At 66.8% G+C, this 15134-nt stretch carries 16 protein-coding genes; 6 read left to right on the top strand and 10 right to left on the bottom strand.

Annotation, left to right across the window (positions count from 1 at the left end; all coding sequences use genetic code 11):
- Window positions 1-86: 86 nt before the first annotated feature.
- Together ABIA65_RS27985 and ABIA65_RS27990 are read left to right on the top strand one after the other, a co-directional pair.
- The gene (locus ABIA65_RS27985) at window positions 87-1721 is read left to right on the top strand and encodes a sensor histidine kinase (RefSeq protein ID WP_354525586.1); all 1635 of its coding nucleotides are present in this window, start codon (window positions 87-89) and stop codon (window positions 1719-1721) included.
- Window positions 1714-2379 carry a response regulator gene (locus tag ABIA65_RS27990; protein ID WP_241404768.1) on the top strand — a complete coding sequence of 222 codons (666 nt, stop codon included), beginning with the start codon at window positions 1714-1716 and terminating at the stop codon, window positions 2377-2379. Before ABIA65_RS27985 ends, ABIA65_RS27990 begins: the two co-directional genes overlap by 8 nt.
- 46 nt (window positions 2380-2425) lie before the next feature.
- Here the strand turns inward: ABIA65_RS27990 and ABIA65_RS27995 are convergent, their stop codons facing one another.
- Complete coding sequence (locus ABIA65_RS27995) at window positions 2426-3868, bottom strand: HNH endonuclease signature motif containing protein (RefSeq protein WP_354525587.1); 1443 nt, start codon at window positions 3866-3868, stop codon at window positions 2426-2428.
- A gap of 110 nt (window positions 3869-3978) precedes the next feature.
- Window positions 3979-5592, bottom strand: coding sequence for a phospholipase D family protein (locus tag ABIA65_RS28000; RefSeq protein WP_502919626.1), 1614 nt, complete (start codon window positions 5590-5592; stop codon window positions 3979-3981).
- A gap of 89 nt (window positions 5593-5681) precedes the next feature.
- Here ABIA65_RS28000 and ABIA65_RS28005 point away from each other — a divergent pair, with 89 nt between their 5' ends.
- Complete coding sequence (locus ABIA65_RS28005) at window positions 5682-6905, top strand: serine hydrolase domain-containing protein (protein ID WP_354525589.1); 1224 nt, start codon at window positions 5682-5684, stop codon at window positions 6903-6905.
- 25 nt (window positions 6906-6930) lie between these two features.
- Window positions 6931-7653, top strand: a complete 723-nt coding sequence (locus ABIA65_RS28010) for a type 1 glutamine amidotransferase (protein WP_241404764.1) — start codon at window positions 6931-6933, stop codon at window positions 7651-7653.
- Here ABIA65_RS28010 and ABIA65_RS28015 read toward each other — a convergent pair.
- Entirely contained in the window at window positions 7635-8990 is a 1356-nt protein-coding gene (locus ABIA65_RS28015; protein ID WP_354525590.1) for a TIGR01777 family oxidoreductase, read from the bottom strand. The two genes, ABIA65_RS28010 and ABIA65_RS28015, sit on opposite strands and share 19 nt — an antisense overlap.
- Window positions 8991-9076: 86 nt before the next feature.
- On the opposite strand from ABIA65_RS28015, the gene ABIA65_RS28020 reads away from it, so the two are divergent.
- On the top strand, window positions 9077-9739 hold the full coding sequence (locus ABIA65_RS28020; RefSeq protein ID WP_354525591.1) for a phosphoribosyltransferase: 663 nt from the start codon (window positions 9077-9079) through the stop codon (window positions 9737-9739).
- Here ABIA65_RS28020 and ABIA65_RS28025 read toward each other — a convergent pair.
- The 5 genes from ABIA65_RS28025 to ABIA65_RS28045 all read right to left on the bottom strand — a co-directional run bounded on the left by ABIA65_RS28025 (window position 9736) and on the right by ABIA65_RS28045 (window position 12936).
- Entirely contained in the window at window positions 9736-10203 is a 468-nt protein-coding gene (locus ABIA65_RS28025) for a hypothetical protein (RefSeq protein ID WP_354525592.1), read from the bottom strand. The two genes, ABIA65_RS28020 and ABIA65_RS28025, sit on opposite strands and share 4 nt — an antisense overlap.
- Before the next feature lie 15 nt (window positions 10204-10218).
- Window positions 10219-11028, bottom strand: a complete 810-nt coding sequence (gene wag31, locus ABIA65_RS28030) for a DivIVA-like cell division protein Wag31 (RefSeq protein ID WP_241404760.1) — start codon at window positions 11026-11028, stop codon at window positions 10219-10221.
- A gap of 181 nt (window positions 11029-11209) precedes the next feature.
- Window positions 11210-11500: a YggT family protein gene (locus tag ABIA65_RS28035; RefSeq protein ID WP_241405605.1), complete on the bottom strand. Its 291-nt coding sequence runs from the start codon at window positions 11498-11500 to the stop codon at window positions 11210-11212.
- Window positions 11501-11596: 96 nt separating this feature from the next.
- Entirely contained in the window at window positions 11597-12262 is a 666-nt protein-coding gene (locus ABIA65_RS28040) for a cell division protein SepF (RefSeq protein WP_241404759.1), read from the bottom strand.
- A gap of 65 nt (window positions 12263-12327) precedes the next feature.
- Complete coding sequence (locus tag ABIA65_RS28045) at window positions 12328-12936, bottom strand: YggS family pyridoxal phosphate enzyme (RefSeq protein ID WP_354525652.1); 609 nt, start codon at window positions 12934-12936, stop codon at window positions 12328-12330.
- Here ABIA65_RS28045 and ABIA65_RS28050 point away from each other — a divergent pair.
- Window positions 12850-13074, top strand: a complete 225-nt coding sequence (locus tag ABIA65_RS28050) for a hypothetical protein (RefSeq protein WP_354525657.1) — start codon at window positions 12850-12852, stop codon at window positions 13072-13074. The genes ABIA65_RS28045 and ABIA65_RS28050 overlap by 87 nt on opposite strands.
- 19 nt (window positions 13075-13093) lie before the next feature.
- Here the strand turns inward: ABIA65_RS28050 and pgeF are convergent, their stop codons facing one another.
- Both pgeF and ftsZ read right to left on the bottom strand, forming a co-directional pair.
- Complete coding sequence (pgeF, locus tag ABIA65_RS28055; RefSeq protein WP_241404757.1) at window positions 13094-13798, bottom strand: peptidoglycan editing factor PgeF; 705 nt, start codon at window positions 13796-13798, stop codon at window positions 13094-13096.
- A 35-nt stretch (window positions 13799-13833) separates the two neighbouring features.
- Window positions 13834-14976 (bottom strand): cell division protein FtsZ, encoded by a 1143-nt coding sequence (ftsZ, locus tag ABIA65_RS28060; protein WP_241404756.1) that lies wholly within the window; start codon window positions 14974-14976, stop codon window positions 13834-13836.
- Between the last annotated feature and the right edge of the window lie 158 nt (window positions 14977-15134).

The following is a 15134-nucleotide window of genomic DNA, read 5'->3' on the forward strand; positions in this document are numbered from 1 at the left end:
CCCGTTCGCCGAATTGTGAAGTTCATCGATACTGTTCCCCCAAGTGACCCACGTCACCCTTTCGGACGCAAAGGACGTTTTGGTCTTTGAGTAAATGGGCCGGGAGTACATGGACCGGGCGAGGGCTGACGGCGCGAAGCCTGGCCGGCCAGTTTCTGGTGTTTCAGTTGCTGGTGGTGGCCGTGGTGCTCGGCGCGGTGGCGGCGGTGTCAGTGGCGCAGTCCTCGCGCGAGTTCCGCGACGTGCGAGGTCAGCGGATGATCGCGGTCGCCGAGAACCTCGCCTCGACACCGATCGTGCGGGATCGCTACGCGGATCCGTTCGCTGCGCAACTGCTGGCACCGGAGGTCGATCGCGCCGTCGCCCTGTCGGGCGCACGGCTGGTCGAGATCCAGGCACCCGACGGGCTGGTGCGCGCGTCGTCGGAGCCCTCCCGCGTGGGCCAACGCGACGGCTTCGAACACAGCCGGGTGATCGAGGGCCGGGCGTGGTCGGGCGATCTCGACGTCGACGGTTCGCACTCGCTGGTCGGCCAGGTGCCAATCCTGTCCACCGACGGCGACGTTTTGGCCGTGGTCTCGGTCAGCGAGCCCTATCCGTCAGTGTGGCAACTGCTCAGCGGAGCCGGTGAGCGGCTACTGGTGTATCTGGGGCTCGGCGCCGCCCTCGGACTGGCCGCCTCGTGGCTGTTGTCCCGGCGTATCAAGCGCCACACGCGTGGTCTGGAAGTCGCCGAGATCGCCGGGTTGGCCGATCACCGGGAAGCGTTGCTGCACAGCATCCGAGAGGGTGTCGTGGCGGTGAACACCGATGGCGTCATCACCCTGCTCAACGACAGCGCACAGGGACTTCTTGGTGTCACGGGCGACGCTGTGGGACGCCACGTTGACGCGAGCGGGATGGACCCCGCTGTCGTCGAGTTCCTATTGTCCGGTGACGACGGCCGCGACGTCGTGATAACGACGCGGACAAGGGTTCTCGCGCTCAATCGGCGGGCGGCCAGCACCGGCGGCGAGCGGATCGGTACCGTCACAACGATGCGCGACAGCACCGAGTTGGCCTCGATGCAGGCCCAGCTGTCATCACACAAGAGCGTTACCGACACCCTTCGCGCGCAGACCCACGAATTCGCCAACCAGTTGCACACCATCTCGGGGCTCGTTCAACTCGGCGAGTACGACGCTGTGCGCGATCTGGTCGGAACGCTGACCCGGCGCCGTGCCGAGATCAGTGACGCCGTGACACGCCACGTCGCCGACCCCGCGGTGGCAGCGCTGTTGATCGCCAAGTCCTCACTGGCGGCAGAGAGTGGAGTCGCCCTCGTGCTCGACGATGACAGCCACCTCACCGCACTGGATCCCGCTCTGGCGACCGACGTCATCACGGTCCTAGGGAATCTGATCGACAACGCGGTTGACGTGTCGGAGGGATCAGAGCGCGCAGTGGTCACCGTCGCCCTCGACGACGCAGGCGAACTGACCATCTCGGTCGCCGACTCCGGACCCGGTGTGCCCGAGCACCTACGCGAGGCCATATTCGCCCGCGGCGTCACCTCCAAACCCGATGTGCCCGGTGGCAGAGGCATCGGGCTCGCGCTGGTCCGCCTTGTCAGCGCACAACTGGGCGGCACGGTCGATGTGTCGGACGGACCACACGGCGGCGCAGTCTTCGACGTGCGATTGCCACTGGACCGTCCCGATGGGAGTAGCGGCAATGCGTGAGGTCCTCGTGGTCGATGACGACTTCATGGTCGCCGAGATCCACCGCCGGTTCGTGGACCGGGTCGACGGATTTCATGCCTCCGCTGTCGCCCGCACCGGCACCGAGGCTCTCACCCATGCCGCGGAGTCCAGCCTCGATCTGATCCTGCTCGACGTCCATCTGCCCGATATGACGGGACTGGAGGTGTTGCAACGCTTGCGTTCTCGCGGCGACCGTGTCGGGGTGATCATGATAACCGCGGCCAGGGAACTCGACACCGTGTCCGGCGCACTGGACGGCGGCGCCGCCGACTATCTGATCAAGCCGTTCGAATTCGACCAGTTCAAGGCGAAACTCGAGGCGTTCGCTGCCCGCGACGACGCGTTGCGGTCAGCTGCAGGCGTCGATCAATCCCTGATCGACTCGCTCTTCGGTGGCTCGGCGCCCGCGCGCGGCGGTGAGTCGCTGCCCAAGGGCCTGGGCACCGAGACGGGCCAGCTGGTGCTCGAGGCCGTCAGGTCGGCCGGTGAGGTGTCCGCAGCCGAATGCGCCGAGCTGGTGGGGATCTCGCGTGTCAGCGCGCGCCGCTACCTCGAGCACTACCTCGGCGTGGGTGCGCTGGAGCTACGTCTGCAGTACGGCGTGGGCCGGCCCGAGCGCCGCTACCGCACGTCCTGATTGCGGCGGGCGCCTCGTCGGCCTGTGACCCGCGGACCGGTTACGGCTACGCCGCGTCGGGTTGGGGTGGGTCGGAGCTGGATTGTGCGCCAGTGTCTTCGGCGGTGTTGTCCGCCGGTTCGTCGTTGTCGTTGTCGGCGGGCGGGTGGAGGCGTTCGGGGCGGTGGTAGTCGTTGATGCGGGCTTGGCCGGTGTCGAGGTGTTGCGGTGGGATCCATTCGACGTCGTTGCATGCGTTGATGCGGGTGCTCCAGCCGTCGGGGCCGACCATGCGATTGTCGGGCCCGCAGGCCAGGCCGAGCTCATCGACGTTGGTCTGGCCGTTATCGGCCCAGTCGCGGGCCGCGTGATGGACCTGGGTGCCGTAGGCCGGTACCGGGCAGCCGGGTTTGGTGCACCCGCCGTCGCGGGCAATCAGCATGATCCGCTGCGCCGGGGAGGCGACCCGGCGGGTGCGGAACAGGTCAAGTGCCGAGCCGGTGACCCCGTCGAACACCGCCAGATTGTGGTGAGCGTGCGCACCGAGGCGGATCACGTCGCGGATCGGCATCACGGTGCCCCCACCGGTGATACCGACCCCCGCGCGGCTCTCGAGGTCTTGCAGGGTGGTGCGGATGATGATCGAGGCGGGCAGGCCGTTGTGCTGGCCCAGCACACCGCTTTCGAGCACATTGCGCCCGACCGCGATCAGCGCGTCGTGCTGGCGCTGGGCCAGGCTGCGGTGATCGCTGTCGATCTGCTCCTGTGACGGGGTGCCGGCGATACACGGAAGGTCGTCGTCGGGATTGCACATCCCGGGGCCGGCCCACTTCGCGAAGATCGCCTCGTAGATCGCCCACGCCTCGGGGGTGAGGTTGCCTCTGATCGCGGTCATTCCGTCGGACTGCTGGGGGCCGACCGACAGCCCGCGGCGCCGGGTGCGTTCGGTGTCGTCGGGTTCGGGGCCGTCCTGGTCGAGCAGGAAGATGGTGCGCTCGGCGTTGTCCTTGAGTTGTTTGGGTCCGACTCCGGTGGCGGTGCGGACCAGGTCGACCTCGATCTGGCCGCGCGTGAGGGGGTCGACCGCGGGTGGGATGGCGGCCATCGCGTCGCGGATCACCTGCACGTGCTCGCTGGTGATCGATCCGTGCGCGCCCGCCAGGGCGGTGGCGGGCAGCACCGGATCCAGCGGCGCCCCGGTCACCGTGCGACGTGGGCCCAGTACGGCCGCTTCATCGAGTCGGCGTTTGGCCTCGCGGGTGGAGATGCGCCACCGGATCGCGAGCACGTCGCGCCAGGACTTCGCGCCCATCGCCTGGGGCGTGGTCTCGGTCTGCAGGTGGGCCAGCAGCCGGTGGCTCTGGGTGGGCAGCTGGCAGGCCAGGGTCTCGAGATCGTCGAGTACCTCCAGCAGTTCGGGCCCGGTGAGCGCGTCGATGGGCAGTGCGGCCAGATCGTCGTGGGCCGCACGTATCGCGGCAACCACCTCGCGAACCGAACCCCCACCCATGATTCGAACATATGTGCGAACTCTAAGGACTTGACGGCGGCGTTCCGAAGAGAACTCTGAGAATCAGCACCCGAATGAGAGGCAGTGAAACGCAAGTGACAGTTGAGCTTTCACCACACGCCCTTGATCCGATCGCGATACGACCGTCCATCGGGGTCGTAGATCATGCGGTACGCGGGTCCGGCCCACAGTCGCGTGAGCACGCCCAGCCTCTCCGGCTGGTGTACACGCAGACGCCCGGGCGGTCGCGGGCCCACACGGCCACCCGCGTGCCATTCGTCGAGCGCCCGCGCGGTCTCATCGAGCACCTGCACCACCGTGTCCGGATCGACCAACCCGTCGTCATCGCTGCCGTCCGCCGCGCGGTCCAGGTGCTCACGGAGGAGGCGCAATCGCAGGTCACGCGCGAACACCCGCGCACCGTCACCGCGTCCCGCCGGATCCCTCGGCGACCGCTCGTCTCGGGTGTCGTCGAGCACGGCACAGGACAGCTCACTGTCATGGCTCCACGACCGCCGATTGAAGTTGTCACTGCCGACACAGGCCCACACATCGTCGACGACGCATGCCTTCGCGTGCACGTACACCGGAGTTCCGATGTGGTTCTCGACGTCGAAGACGTGTACCCGGTCGGCGCTGACCCGACGGCATGCCTCGACGGCCTTGTGGCGACCAATCTGGTTGGGCGGCAAGGCGAACCGCCCGTCGACGTCCGGAAAGCGTGGCACCACCGCCACCAGGTGCAGCTGCGGGTTGTCCCGTAGCGCCTCCGCGAACAGGTGGGCGACCTGTCTGGACCACAGATACTGGTCCTCCAGGTAGATCAGCCGTTTCGCGCGCTTGACCGCCTTTGTGTAACCACGGGCGATGCTGCGCTCACCGTTCGGTGCGAAGGAGTACGCGAAGTGGGCGTCAGGATAGGTCCGCAAGGGCTGCACCGCGTGCGGGCCGCAGACCGGCGGCACCGACGGCCGGTCGGGCAGCGGATCCGGGTGCATGTCCGCGCCGCTGAACTTGTCCCTCACCCAGGCGACGGGCGACAGCACGTCCAACGGAGCGGGGTCACTCCAGCGCTCGCGGAACGTGGCGTCGAGGGCGTCGACGATCGGCCCTCTGAGCCGCAGTTGGATGTCATGCCATGGCGGGTGATCCCCGTACCGCGGTGACATCCGCACTGCCTGCGGGTCTCCGAGATGGCGCTCGTCGTCTCGGCGGGAGTGGCACAGATCGATGCCGCCCGCGAACGCGACGTCACGCTCGGGGGCCGCCGGATGCCGGATCACCACCAGCTTCTGATGATGCGATCCGCCGAATCTGACCCGCTGATCGAGCAGCACCTCACCGCCCGCGCGCTCGACATCCTCCCCGAGGTGGCGGTTCTCCTCCTCGCTGTACTGCAGTGTGTCGAGATGCGAACGCCACATCAGCCCCTTGACGATGGCGCCGCGTTCGGCTGCCGCGCAAAGAGATTCGGCGATCGTCGGGCCGCACTCGCGCAGATTCTCGTCGGGATCGCCGCGCCAGTCGGTGAAGAACACGTGGTCGCCGGGACCACACGCCGCAATCTCGGCGGCGAGCGCGTCGAAGTAGGCCGCGCCGTGCACCAGCGGTTCAATCAGATTGCCCTCACACCATGCGGCGATATCGGTGTGCGGGTTACCCCGTTCGGCTGAGGTCAGGAACCAGTCGGTCGTATCCAAGGCACCTCCCCTCACCGCGGCCATCAGCCACAGTCATGCCCCGCTCAGATGGCCACCAAACGCACGCCGCATCAGCGCATCGCCTCAAGATCAAACCGTGACATGATCCGGGCATGCTCACCCGCCTGCTCGCTGCGCTCAGCGCTGTCGCACTCATCGCGTCCTGTGCACCCGCCGCGAATCGCTCGGAATCGCCCACGCCCAGCGCCGACACGTCGCGGTCCGACGCGGTGATGCGCATCGTCGATGACGTCATGAAGCAGGAGCACCTCAAGGCCGTGATCATTCGGGTGACCGAGAACGGCCGCGAGCTGCTCACCCGCGCCTCCGGTGAGTCGATGACCGGCGTGCCCGCCACTCCCGCCATGCACTTCCGCAACGGTGCCGTTGCCATCTCCTATGTGTCGACGCTGCTGCTGCGACTGGTCGATCAGGGCAAGGTCAGCCTCGACGACAAGCTCTCCACCTGGCTGCCGGACGTCCCGCACTCCGATCAGGTGACGCTGGGCCAGCTCGCGCAGATGACATCCGGCTACCACGACTACGTCATCGGCAACACCGAGTTCATCGACGCGTCGTACCAGGATCCGTTCCGCCAGTGGGAACCCGAGCAGCTGCTCGGGTTCGCGACGTCCAAACCGCTGCTGTATGAGCCCGGAACCAACTGGAACTACGCACACACCAACTACGTCCTGCTCGGCAGGGCGTTGGAGAAGGCGACTGGCGAGCAGATGCCCAAGCTGCTCGACGACGAGGTACTCGAGCCGCTCGGGCTGACCAACACCGCGAACTCCTTCACACCGGAGATCCCCGCGCCCGCCCTGCACGCCTACACCAGCGAACGTCGCGAGACGCTTCAGATCCCCAGCGGCACACCGTTCTACGAGGAGTCCACCTTCTGGAACCCCTCATGGACCATCACGGACGGCGCGATCCAGACCACGAATATCTACGATATGGAGGCCAGTGCGGCGGGCATCGGGTCCGGCAAACTGCTGTCGAAGAAGTCCCATGAGCTGATGGTGTCGCGCGACCTGCTTGGCAAGACGCATGCACAACCAGGCTGCGCGACGTGTGGTCCGATGACCGATTTCTACACCTACGGTATGGGCATCGTGACATCTGGCGACTGGCTGCTGCAGAATCCATTGTTCTCGGGCGAGGCCGGGGTCATGGCCTACCTCCCGTCGAAGAAGATCGCCATCGCCATCGCCGTGACGTATCTGCCCGAGGCTTTCGACGAACAGGGCAACTACGTCAACGCCGCCGACACGCTGTTCCGCAGGGTCGGCGCCGAACTCGCGCCCGATGACGCCCCACCGACCCCACCCCGGTGAGGCGCATACGGAACAATTGGTCACCATGACCCGCACCGTTCTCTTCATTCGCAACGAACACCTGGCCACCGAGGCGATGCTGGGCGAGGCGTTCGACGAATGCGGTTATGAGATAGCCACATTCGATGTCGTCCCGAGCGATCGGGTCGACTCCCCCGACGTCGAGGTCACATTTCCCGACCCCCGCAACTACGACGTCATCGTCCCCCTCGGTGCGCGGTGGCCGGTCTATGACGAGACGCTGCGCCGCGGGTGGGTCGGCGCGGAGATGGCGATGCTGCGCGATGCGGCCACGGCGGGCGTCGCCACGCTGGGCGTCTGCTTCGGCGGACAGCTGCTCGCGCAGGCGTTCGGTGGCTCCGTGGCACGGTCCGATGTCCCCGAGATCGGCTGGTACGACGTGCAGACCGACGATGACGAGCTGATTCCCGCCGGTCAGTGGTTCCAGTGGCACTTCGACCGGTGGACGGTGCCGCCCGGTGCGACCGAGATCGCCAGGACCGCGAACTCGTCGCAGGCGTTCGTCCTCGGGCGGGCACTTGCCCTGCAGTTCCATCCCGAACTCGACGAGGCGCTGCTCGACCTGTGGCTCGACGTCGATCGTGACGGCGACGTCGAGTCCCTCGGGCTTACCGCGGATCGGCTACGCGAAGCCACCCGCGACCTGCGGCCCGACGTGGCACCCCGTATCCGACGCCTGGTGCGCGCATTCTCCGAGAGGATCGTCGCTCAGCCCTGCCCCAGCTGATGAGCCAGCGCGTCGCTGACCTCGGGCTGACGGAACCGATGGCCCAGCGCCGCGAGCTTGTCAGGGATCACGCGCTGACTGGCCTCGGCGAGTTCGCGGGCGCCCTGTTCGCCGAGCAGTAGCCGCGGCCCGAGGGCTGGGACCGGGATCAGCGCGGGCCGGTGCATCACCCCGGCGAGCGCCTTGGTGTACTCGGTGTTGCGCACCGGGTGCGGCGACACGGCGTTGACCGGCCCGACGAGCCGCTCGTCGTACAGCGCGCGGTAGTACACGTCGAGCAGGTCGTCCAGCCCGATCCAGGACGTCCACTGCCGACCGCTGCCCAGTCGCCCACCGAGACCGGCCGCGAACAGGGGACGCAGAAGCTTAAGCGTGCCGCCGTCGGCAGCCTGCACGATCCCGGTCCGGACGGTGACGACGCGCAGACCAGCGGCGGAGGCCGGTGCGGTCGCCTCCTCCCAGTCAGCGACCACATCGGCGAGGAATCCCTGGCCGCGCGAGCCATCCTCGGTCAGCGGCTCGTCACCGCGGTCGAAGCCGTAATAGCCGATGGCTGAGGCGCTTACGAAGACCCGCGGGCCGTCGGGTGTGCGGGCCGCGCACTGCGCCAGCCTGCGGGTCGGGTCGACGCGGCTGTCGCGGATCGCCGCTCGGTGCGCCGCGGTGAACCGTCCCGCGATCGACTCACCCGCCAGGTGCACAACGGCGTCCACCCCGGCCAGCAGATCCGGTGTGGGCGAGCGCGGATCCCAGCGTCGCTCTCCGGCACCGGTCGGGTCGTGACGCACCAGCCGGATGACCCGGTGGCCGCCGGTGCTCAACAGTGCCGACAGAGCGGTGCCGACCAGACCCGTGGCCCCCGTCATCGCGACAGTCAGCGGACCGGTACCCATCGTGGCGGCGTCACGGTGCGCGGCCAGATCATCGGCCAACTGACGATGGCGATAGACGAAGGTCGAGCGCAGGGCCGCACCCGGCACCGTGGTGTCGACGGTGTCGTGCACCCGGGTGGTGCCGGCGGCGGGACCGTCGGTGAAGTCATGCGTGTGCCGCCATCGACCGATCACCCGTGGCGGTAGCGACCGCACACCCGACGAGGTGAGCACGTCAACGAACCGCCGTGGCGGGTCGAACTCAGCGGGCTCGTGCTGGGCCACCCACCGCAATCCGCCGGGCAGAGCGAGAACCGCGCGTCCGTCGGCCAGCGAGTCGGTTTCACTGACCACCCGCATCGGCTGCCAGGGCGGGACCAGACGCCGCATCGCGCCGGGTCGCGTGTGCCACGCGAACACGTCGTCGCACGAATGATCGACGATGCTGTCGTACTCGATTCCCACATCTCTCGATTCGTCGCCGCGGCCAGTTCGGATTGCCGAGCAACCCAACCTAGCGCTGGGCGCGGGCCTAAGCTTCTGGTATTCCGATGTCAGCCACCCGGAGAACGTTCCGGGACCGCGGGGAAGCCGGCCGGGCGCTGGCCGCACTTCTCACGGCCTATCGCGGCCGCGATGACGTGGTGGTGCTGGGGCTCGCGCGCGGTGGGGTTCCTGTCGGATGGGAGGTCGCGGCCGACCTGCATGCCCCACTCGACGTCTTTCTGGTGCGCAAGCTGGGCGTTCCCAACTGGGCCGAACTCGCGATGGGTGCCATCGCCAGCGGCGGCGAGGTAGTTCTCAATGACGACGTGATACGCCGTCTGCGGATCTCTGCGGCCGAGCTGGAGGACATCATCGACCGGGAGACTCAGGAGTTGCATCGACGGGAGTCGGCCTATCGCGGCAATCGGGGCCAGCGGAGTCTGCCCGGCAAGATGGTGATCGTGGTCGATGACGGGATCGCCACCGGCGCGAGTATGAAGGTGGCGGTGCGTGCGATCCGCTCGGCAGGGCCGGCGGGCATCGTGGTCGCGGTGCCGGTGGCACCTCATTCGGTGTGCCGTGAACTCGCCGCCGAAGTCGACGAGGTGTTCTGCGCGACGACTCCCGCCTCGTTCGACGCCGTCGGGCAGGTCTACGACGACTTCCACCAGGTCTCCGACGACGAGGTCAGAGACGCACTGGAGCGTCCGACGAGCGACGTGCGCTAATCGCGCTTGGTGGAGTTCTCCACGTCGGACTGCTCGTCCGCCGGCAGGTCATCGTCGACGGCGACCGCGGTGGTATCCGCCTCCGCAGACGCACCTGAGGTCTCGTAGACCTCGGTCTCGTCGGAACCGACTGCTTCGTTCGGGTAGGCCGTGTCATCCGGGTAGGCCGTGTCATCCGGGTACGTCGCGTCGTCGGTGGTCACCGGAAACTGCGAGGTCTCCTCGTCCGGGTAGTCCTCTGCCGGCTCGGACGCCGCCAAGGCGGCCGTCTGCTCGTCGGCGTCATCGGAGTCCGAGCCGCCGGCGCCCCTCGAGCGCTCGCGAAGGGCATCGACGATCAGCAGCAGCACGCCGATCACGCTGGCGGCGATGCACACCCACGCGATCACCTCGTTGCTGGTGACGACCGCGGTGACGAGGGAGGCCAGACCGATAACGGCAAGGACTAGCGCGATGATTAGCACAGGTGAACCGATCGGTTAGTTGTTGCCCCGGTTGAACTGGTTGAAGCCACCGTCATTGTTGGCGGTCGAGTCGACCGGTGCCGCCGAGCCACGCTGACCCAGCTCCTCGAGCTGCGACTCGAGGTAGGTCTTGAGCCGGGTGCGGTATTCGCGCTCGAATGTCCGCAACTGCTCGAGACGACCCTCGAGGACCGTCCGCTGCTGGTTGATGGTGCCCATGATCTCGGAGTGCTTGCGCTCGGCGTCCGCCTGAAGGGCGTCGGCCTTCTCCTGTGCCTGCCGGAGTTGGGCCTCCGACCGCGTCTGCGCGTCGAGCAGCATCGCGTCCGCACGCTGCTTCGCCTCGGAGACGGTGGTCTCGGCGGTCTGCCGGGCCTCGGTGACCATGGCGTCGGCCTGCGCGCGGGCGTCCGACAGCATCTTGTCCGACTCGGCCTTGGCCGTTCCGGTCAAGCGGTCCGCGGTGTCCTGTGCCAGGCCGAGGATCTTGGCCGCCTTGATGTGCGACTCCTCGCTGACCGGCGCGGGTGCCACGAAGGCAGGCTGTGCGGGCGCGACCGGCTCCGGCTCAGGCTCGGGTTCGGGCTGCTGGTAGGACGGGATCGTCTGCGTGGCCTGCACGCCACCGCCTGCGCGCGCAGCCGCCACCTCCTGATCCAGTTCGCTGACTCGCTGGCGAAGATCGGCGTTCTCCTCAATCAGCCGGCTGAGTTCGTTCTCAACGAGATCGAGGAATGCATCGACTTCGTCCTCGTTGTAGCCACGTTTGCCGATCGGTGGCTTGCTGAACGCGACATTATGAACGTCGGCGGGTGTGAGCGGCATTGTCTGCCCCCTTGGAGTCTGGACCGTCAACCGGTCGCAAGTGTCGAGCCATTGTTAGGAGTAACTGGAGTCCATCCTGTCACAGGCGACCCTGGGGTTGCAGGAGAGGTCGCGAATTAAGAATGAAATTCAATCTTGAGCGATCGCCTAGCCGCCCCCGGCAAAGCGCGACCCTGCTGCGTCAGGCCGCAGCGCCGAAGGCCATCTGCATGCCGATGAACGCCAACAGCAACAGCACCATGATCGACAGGTCGAATCGCACCGCACCTATCGTGAGCTGCGGAATCAGTCGACGCAGCAATTTCACCGGCGGGTCGGTCAACGACAGGATGATCTCGAGGACAACGACCGTGAAGCCCGTCGGCTGCCAGTCCCTACTGAAGGACCGGATGAACTCGACCACGACTCGAGCGATGAGCAACAACCAGAAGAGAAACAGCGCGAAGCCCAGAATCTCGAAGAACAGCGCCAACTGGGCGACCTCACTCATGAGAATGCGTGACCGCAGGGCCACACGGAATACGGGTAGACGAAGGGATTGCCGTCAGCCTACCCGGCCAGCATCGACCTACTGATAGGCGTAGAAACCGGCCTCGGCGATCCGCTTGCGCTCCTCAGCGCTGACGTCGGTGCCCGATGGCGACAGCAGAAACACCTTGGTGGCGACCTTGTCGAAAGATCCCCGCAGGGCGAATGCCAGCCCGGCGGCGAAGTCGACGAGCCGCTTGGCGTCGGCGTTGTCCATCGACACCAGATCCATGATCACCGGAGTGCCGTCACGGAAGCGCTCGCCAATGGTGCGCGCCTCGCTGTAATCCTTCGGACGCAACGTGGTGATCTTGGCCAGCGGGCTGCCCGCCTCGAACAGTTCGGCCATCCGGCGCGGCTCCATGGCGACCGCTCCACGGGTGGCACCGCGCAGCGTGTTGAAGCGGGGCCGCTCGAACTCGCGACGGCCGCGGAACGACTCGTCTTCGCCGTAGCCGCCGCGGTAGCCAGCTGGCGCGGGCTCCATGTCGCGGCCGAACTCTCGCTCGAACTCGCGTCCGCCCATACGGTCGTCATAACCTCTGGCGTCCATACGACCGTACGAGTCGTCTTCGAAGCGCTCGTCGCGCGGCCGGCGCGGGTATGCCCCGCGCGACGAACGCTCGTCGTCCTCGTAGTACTCGTCGTCATAGTCGTCCATGGGCGCCATACCGAAGTAGGCCTTGACCTTGTGAAGTGTGCTCATCTCAGAACCCTTCTGGAGACTGTGGTTTGTGTTGTCTGTGATGAAGATGTGACTGGAGTGACTACTCAGGGTGACGTTAGCGGCCGTTGCCCCATAAGCGAGGTTCCGACACGCACACACGTGGACCCGTGTTTGACCGCCGTCTCGAGGTCGCCTGACATACCCGCCGACAGACCGAGCCGTTGCTGGTAGCTGGTCTGTACCCGCTCCCGTTCGGCAGCCAAACGCCCGAACTCCTCATCGGCGTCGGAATCCAGCGGTGGAATGGCCATCAATCCGACGAACGTCAGACCGTCGGTCGAGTCGGCGACGGCGCACACCTCGTCGACCTCGTCACTGTTTCGGGCGTCAACGCCGCCCCGTTGAACATCTCCGTCGAGGCTCAACTGCACGTACACCCGCAGCGCTTCCTCGCGCCGCCCGTCGGCCAACGCCTCGACCGACGCGCGACCCAGCGCACGGAGCAAGGCAATGCTGTCGACCGAGTGCGCGGTGTGGGCCCAGCCTGCGACCGCCTTCGCCTTGTTGCGCTGTATGCGGCCGACCATGTGCCAGCGAATCGGGCGCTCGGTCAATTCGCCACCCAATTGGGTCGCGACTTCGGCGGCCTTATTCGACGCTTCCTGCTCTCGGGATTCGCCGAATGCGTCGCATCCAAGACGCCGAAGGGAAATGACATCGGCTGCCGGAAAGAATTTCGTCACAGGCAGCAATTCAATGTCATTCACGTCACGTCCGGCGGCATCCGCCGCATCGCGCAATCTGGTCCGCAGCCCGGTCAACGCCGCACCGAGTTCGGCTTCGCGTGGTGATGTCATTCCTCGTGCACCGTCATTCCATCCACACCAACGACGCCAGTCGGCCGGTGGGCGCATCGCGCCGATGACTGAACAGGTTCGGGTCGTCGACTGTGCACCGCGGATCAACCGATATCGCCGAGATACCCAAACCCGTGAGCTGTCTTGCGATCCCGGCCCGCAGATCCAGACCAGGGGTGCCGCGACCGGTGACGGTGCGACTGCCCGGCAACGCAGCCTCGACCTCAGCGGCCATGGCCTCGGGCACCTCATAGTTGGTCCCGCTGACCGCGGGCCCGAGCAGCACCGAGATGTCCTCGGCGTGCGCTCCCCTGTCGACCATCGTCTCGACGGCGCGAAGCACCACGCCGTTCTGCGCGCCGACCCGGCCCGCGTGCACGGCGGCGATGACGCCGGCGCGAGCATCGGACAACAGCAGCGGAACACAGTCGGCGGTCACGACGGCCAATGCCAGACCCCGGGTGGTGGTCACCAAACCGTCGGCGTCGCCGTCGACCGCACCGGGACCGTCCACGACGACGACACGGTCGGAGTGCACCTGGTTCATCCACACCACGCGATCAGGACCGAGCCCGGTGGCCTTCGCCAGCCGAAGTCGATTGGCGGCCACGGCCGCGGGATCGTCGCCGACGTGATCACCGAGATTGAAGGATGCGAATGGGGCCACCGAGACCCCGCCCGCGCGGGTCGTGGTTACCCGACGAATGCGTACGGTCACGGTTCCAAGTATTCGCGTAGCGACGCTGCCAGCTCTCAGTGCCGCATGAAGGGCGGGACGTCGACATCGTCGTCGTCATCGCCACCGCCGCCGATGCTCACCGTGGCGCCGTTGGTGTGCAGCGGCACACTCGCCGGATCGGCGGATTCGACGAACGGTGAGGTGACCTTGCCCGCGCGGCCGGGCACAATGCCCTGCCCCGTACCACCGACAACCGGGTTGCGGTTCGGTCCGCTGGCCTCGAACCCGGCCGCGATCACGGTGACCCGGACCTCGTCGCCCAACGAGTCGTCGATGACCGTGCCGAAGATGATGTTGGCGTCTTGGTGGGCGGCGTCCTGCACAAGCGATGCCGCTTCGTTGATCTCGAACAGTCCGAGATCGCTGCCACCGGCGACCGACAGCAGCACACCCTGTGCGCCCTCCATCGAGGCCTCGAGCAGCGGCGAGTTGATCGCGATCTCCGCGGCCTTGAGCGCCCGACCGTCGCCTCGCGCCGAACCGATGCCCATCAGCGCGGTGCCCGCGCCGCTCATCACACCCTTGACGTCGGCGAAGTCGACGTTGATCAGACCGGGCGTGGTGATCAGGTCGGTGATGCCCTGAACACCGTTGAGCAGCACCTCGTCAGCGCTGCGGAACGCGTCCATCAAGGACACTGCCGCGTCGCCCATCTGGAGCAGACGGTCGTTGGGGATGACGATCAGCGTGTCGCAGCTCTCGCGGAGCGCGGTGATACCGGCCTCGGCCTGATTACTCCGCCGCTTGCCCTCAAAGGAGAACGGCCGAGTGACCACGCCGACGGTGAGCGCACCGAGCTTGCGCGCGATGGTCGCGACGACGGGCGCGCCACCCGTTCCGGTGCCACCACCCTCGCCTGCGGTGACGAACACCATGTCGGCACCGCGGAGCAGTTCCTCGATGTCGTCCTTGGCGTCGTCTGCGGCCTTGCGCCCGACCTCCGGGTCGGCGCCTGCACCCAGACCTCGGGTGGAGTCGCGCCCGACATCGAGCTTGACGTCGGCATCACTCATCAACAGCGCCTGCGCGTCTGTGTTGATGGCGATGAACTCAACGCCCTTCAGACCCTGTTCGATCATCCGGTTGACGGCATTCACGCCGCCGCCACCGATGCCGACGACCTTGATGACGGCGAGATAGTTGTGCGGGGGCGTCATGGGTCCCGTTCCTCCCTGGGTTGCCTTTCGTGGTGCCGGAACCCTCGATCAAAACCCTCAACCTGAACCATAGGCTTAGAGTTATGTCAAGTAGTTCCGCGCAAACAGAACGGTAGGGCGAGTTCGGAGTACATCTGCGCAGGCGCGCCGAAGGTTTT

The organism is Mycolicibacterium sp. 624, assembly GCF_040548615.1.
Lineage (GTDB): Bacteria > Actinomycetota > Actinomycetes > Mycobacteriales > Mycobacteriaceae > Mycobacterium.

Coding starts and splice junctions, on each gene's coding strand:
- wag31 (WP_241404760.1), bottom strand. CDS start 11,028: ATGCCGCTCACACCCGCCGACGTTCATAATGTCGCGTTCAGCAAGCCA.
- ABIA65_RS27995 (WP_354525587.1), bottom strand. CDS start 3,868: ATGGGTGGGGGTTCGGTTCGCGAGGTGGTTGCCGCGATACGTGCGGCC.
- ABIA65_RS28010 (WP_241404764.1), top strand. CDS start 6,931: ATGACCCGCACCGTTCTCTTCATTCGCAACGAACACCTGGCCACCGAG.
- ABIA65_RS28020 (WP_354525591.1), top strand. CDS start 9,077: ATGTCAGCCACCCGGAGAACGTTCCGGGACCGCGGGGAAGCCGGCCGG.
- ABIA65_RS28005 (WP_354525589.1), top strand. CDS start 5,682: ATGCTCACCCGCCTGCTCGCTGCGCTCAGCGCTGTCGCACTCATCGCG.
- ABIA65_RS27990 (WP_241404768.1), top strand. CDS start 1,714: ATGCGTGAGGTCCTCGTGGTCGATGACGACTTCATGGTCGCCGAGATC.
- ABIA65_RS28040 (WP_241404759.1), bottom strand. CDS start 12,262: ATGAGCACACTTCACAAGGTCAAGGCCTACTTCGGTATGGCGCCCATG.
- ftsZ (WP_241404756.1), bottom strand. CDS start 14,976: ATGACGCCCCCGCACAACTATCTCGCCGTCATCAAGGTCGTCGGCATC.
- ABIA65_RS28000 (WP_502919626.1), bottom strand. CDS start 5,592: ATGGCCGCGGTGAGGGGAGGTGCCTTGGATACGACCGACTGGTTCCTG.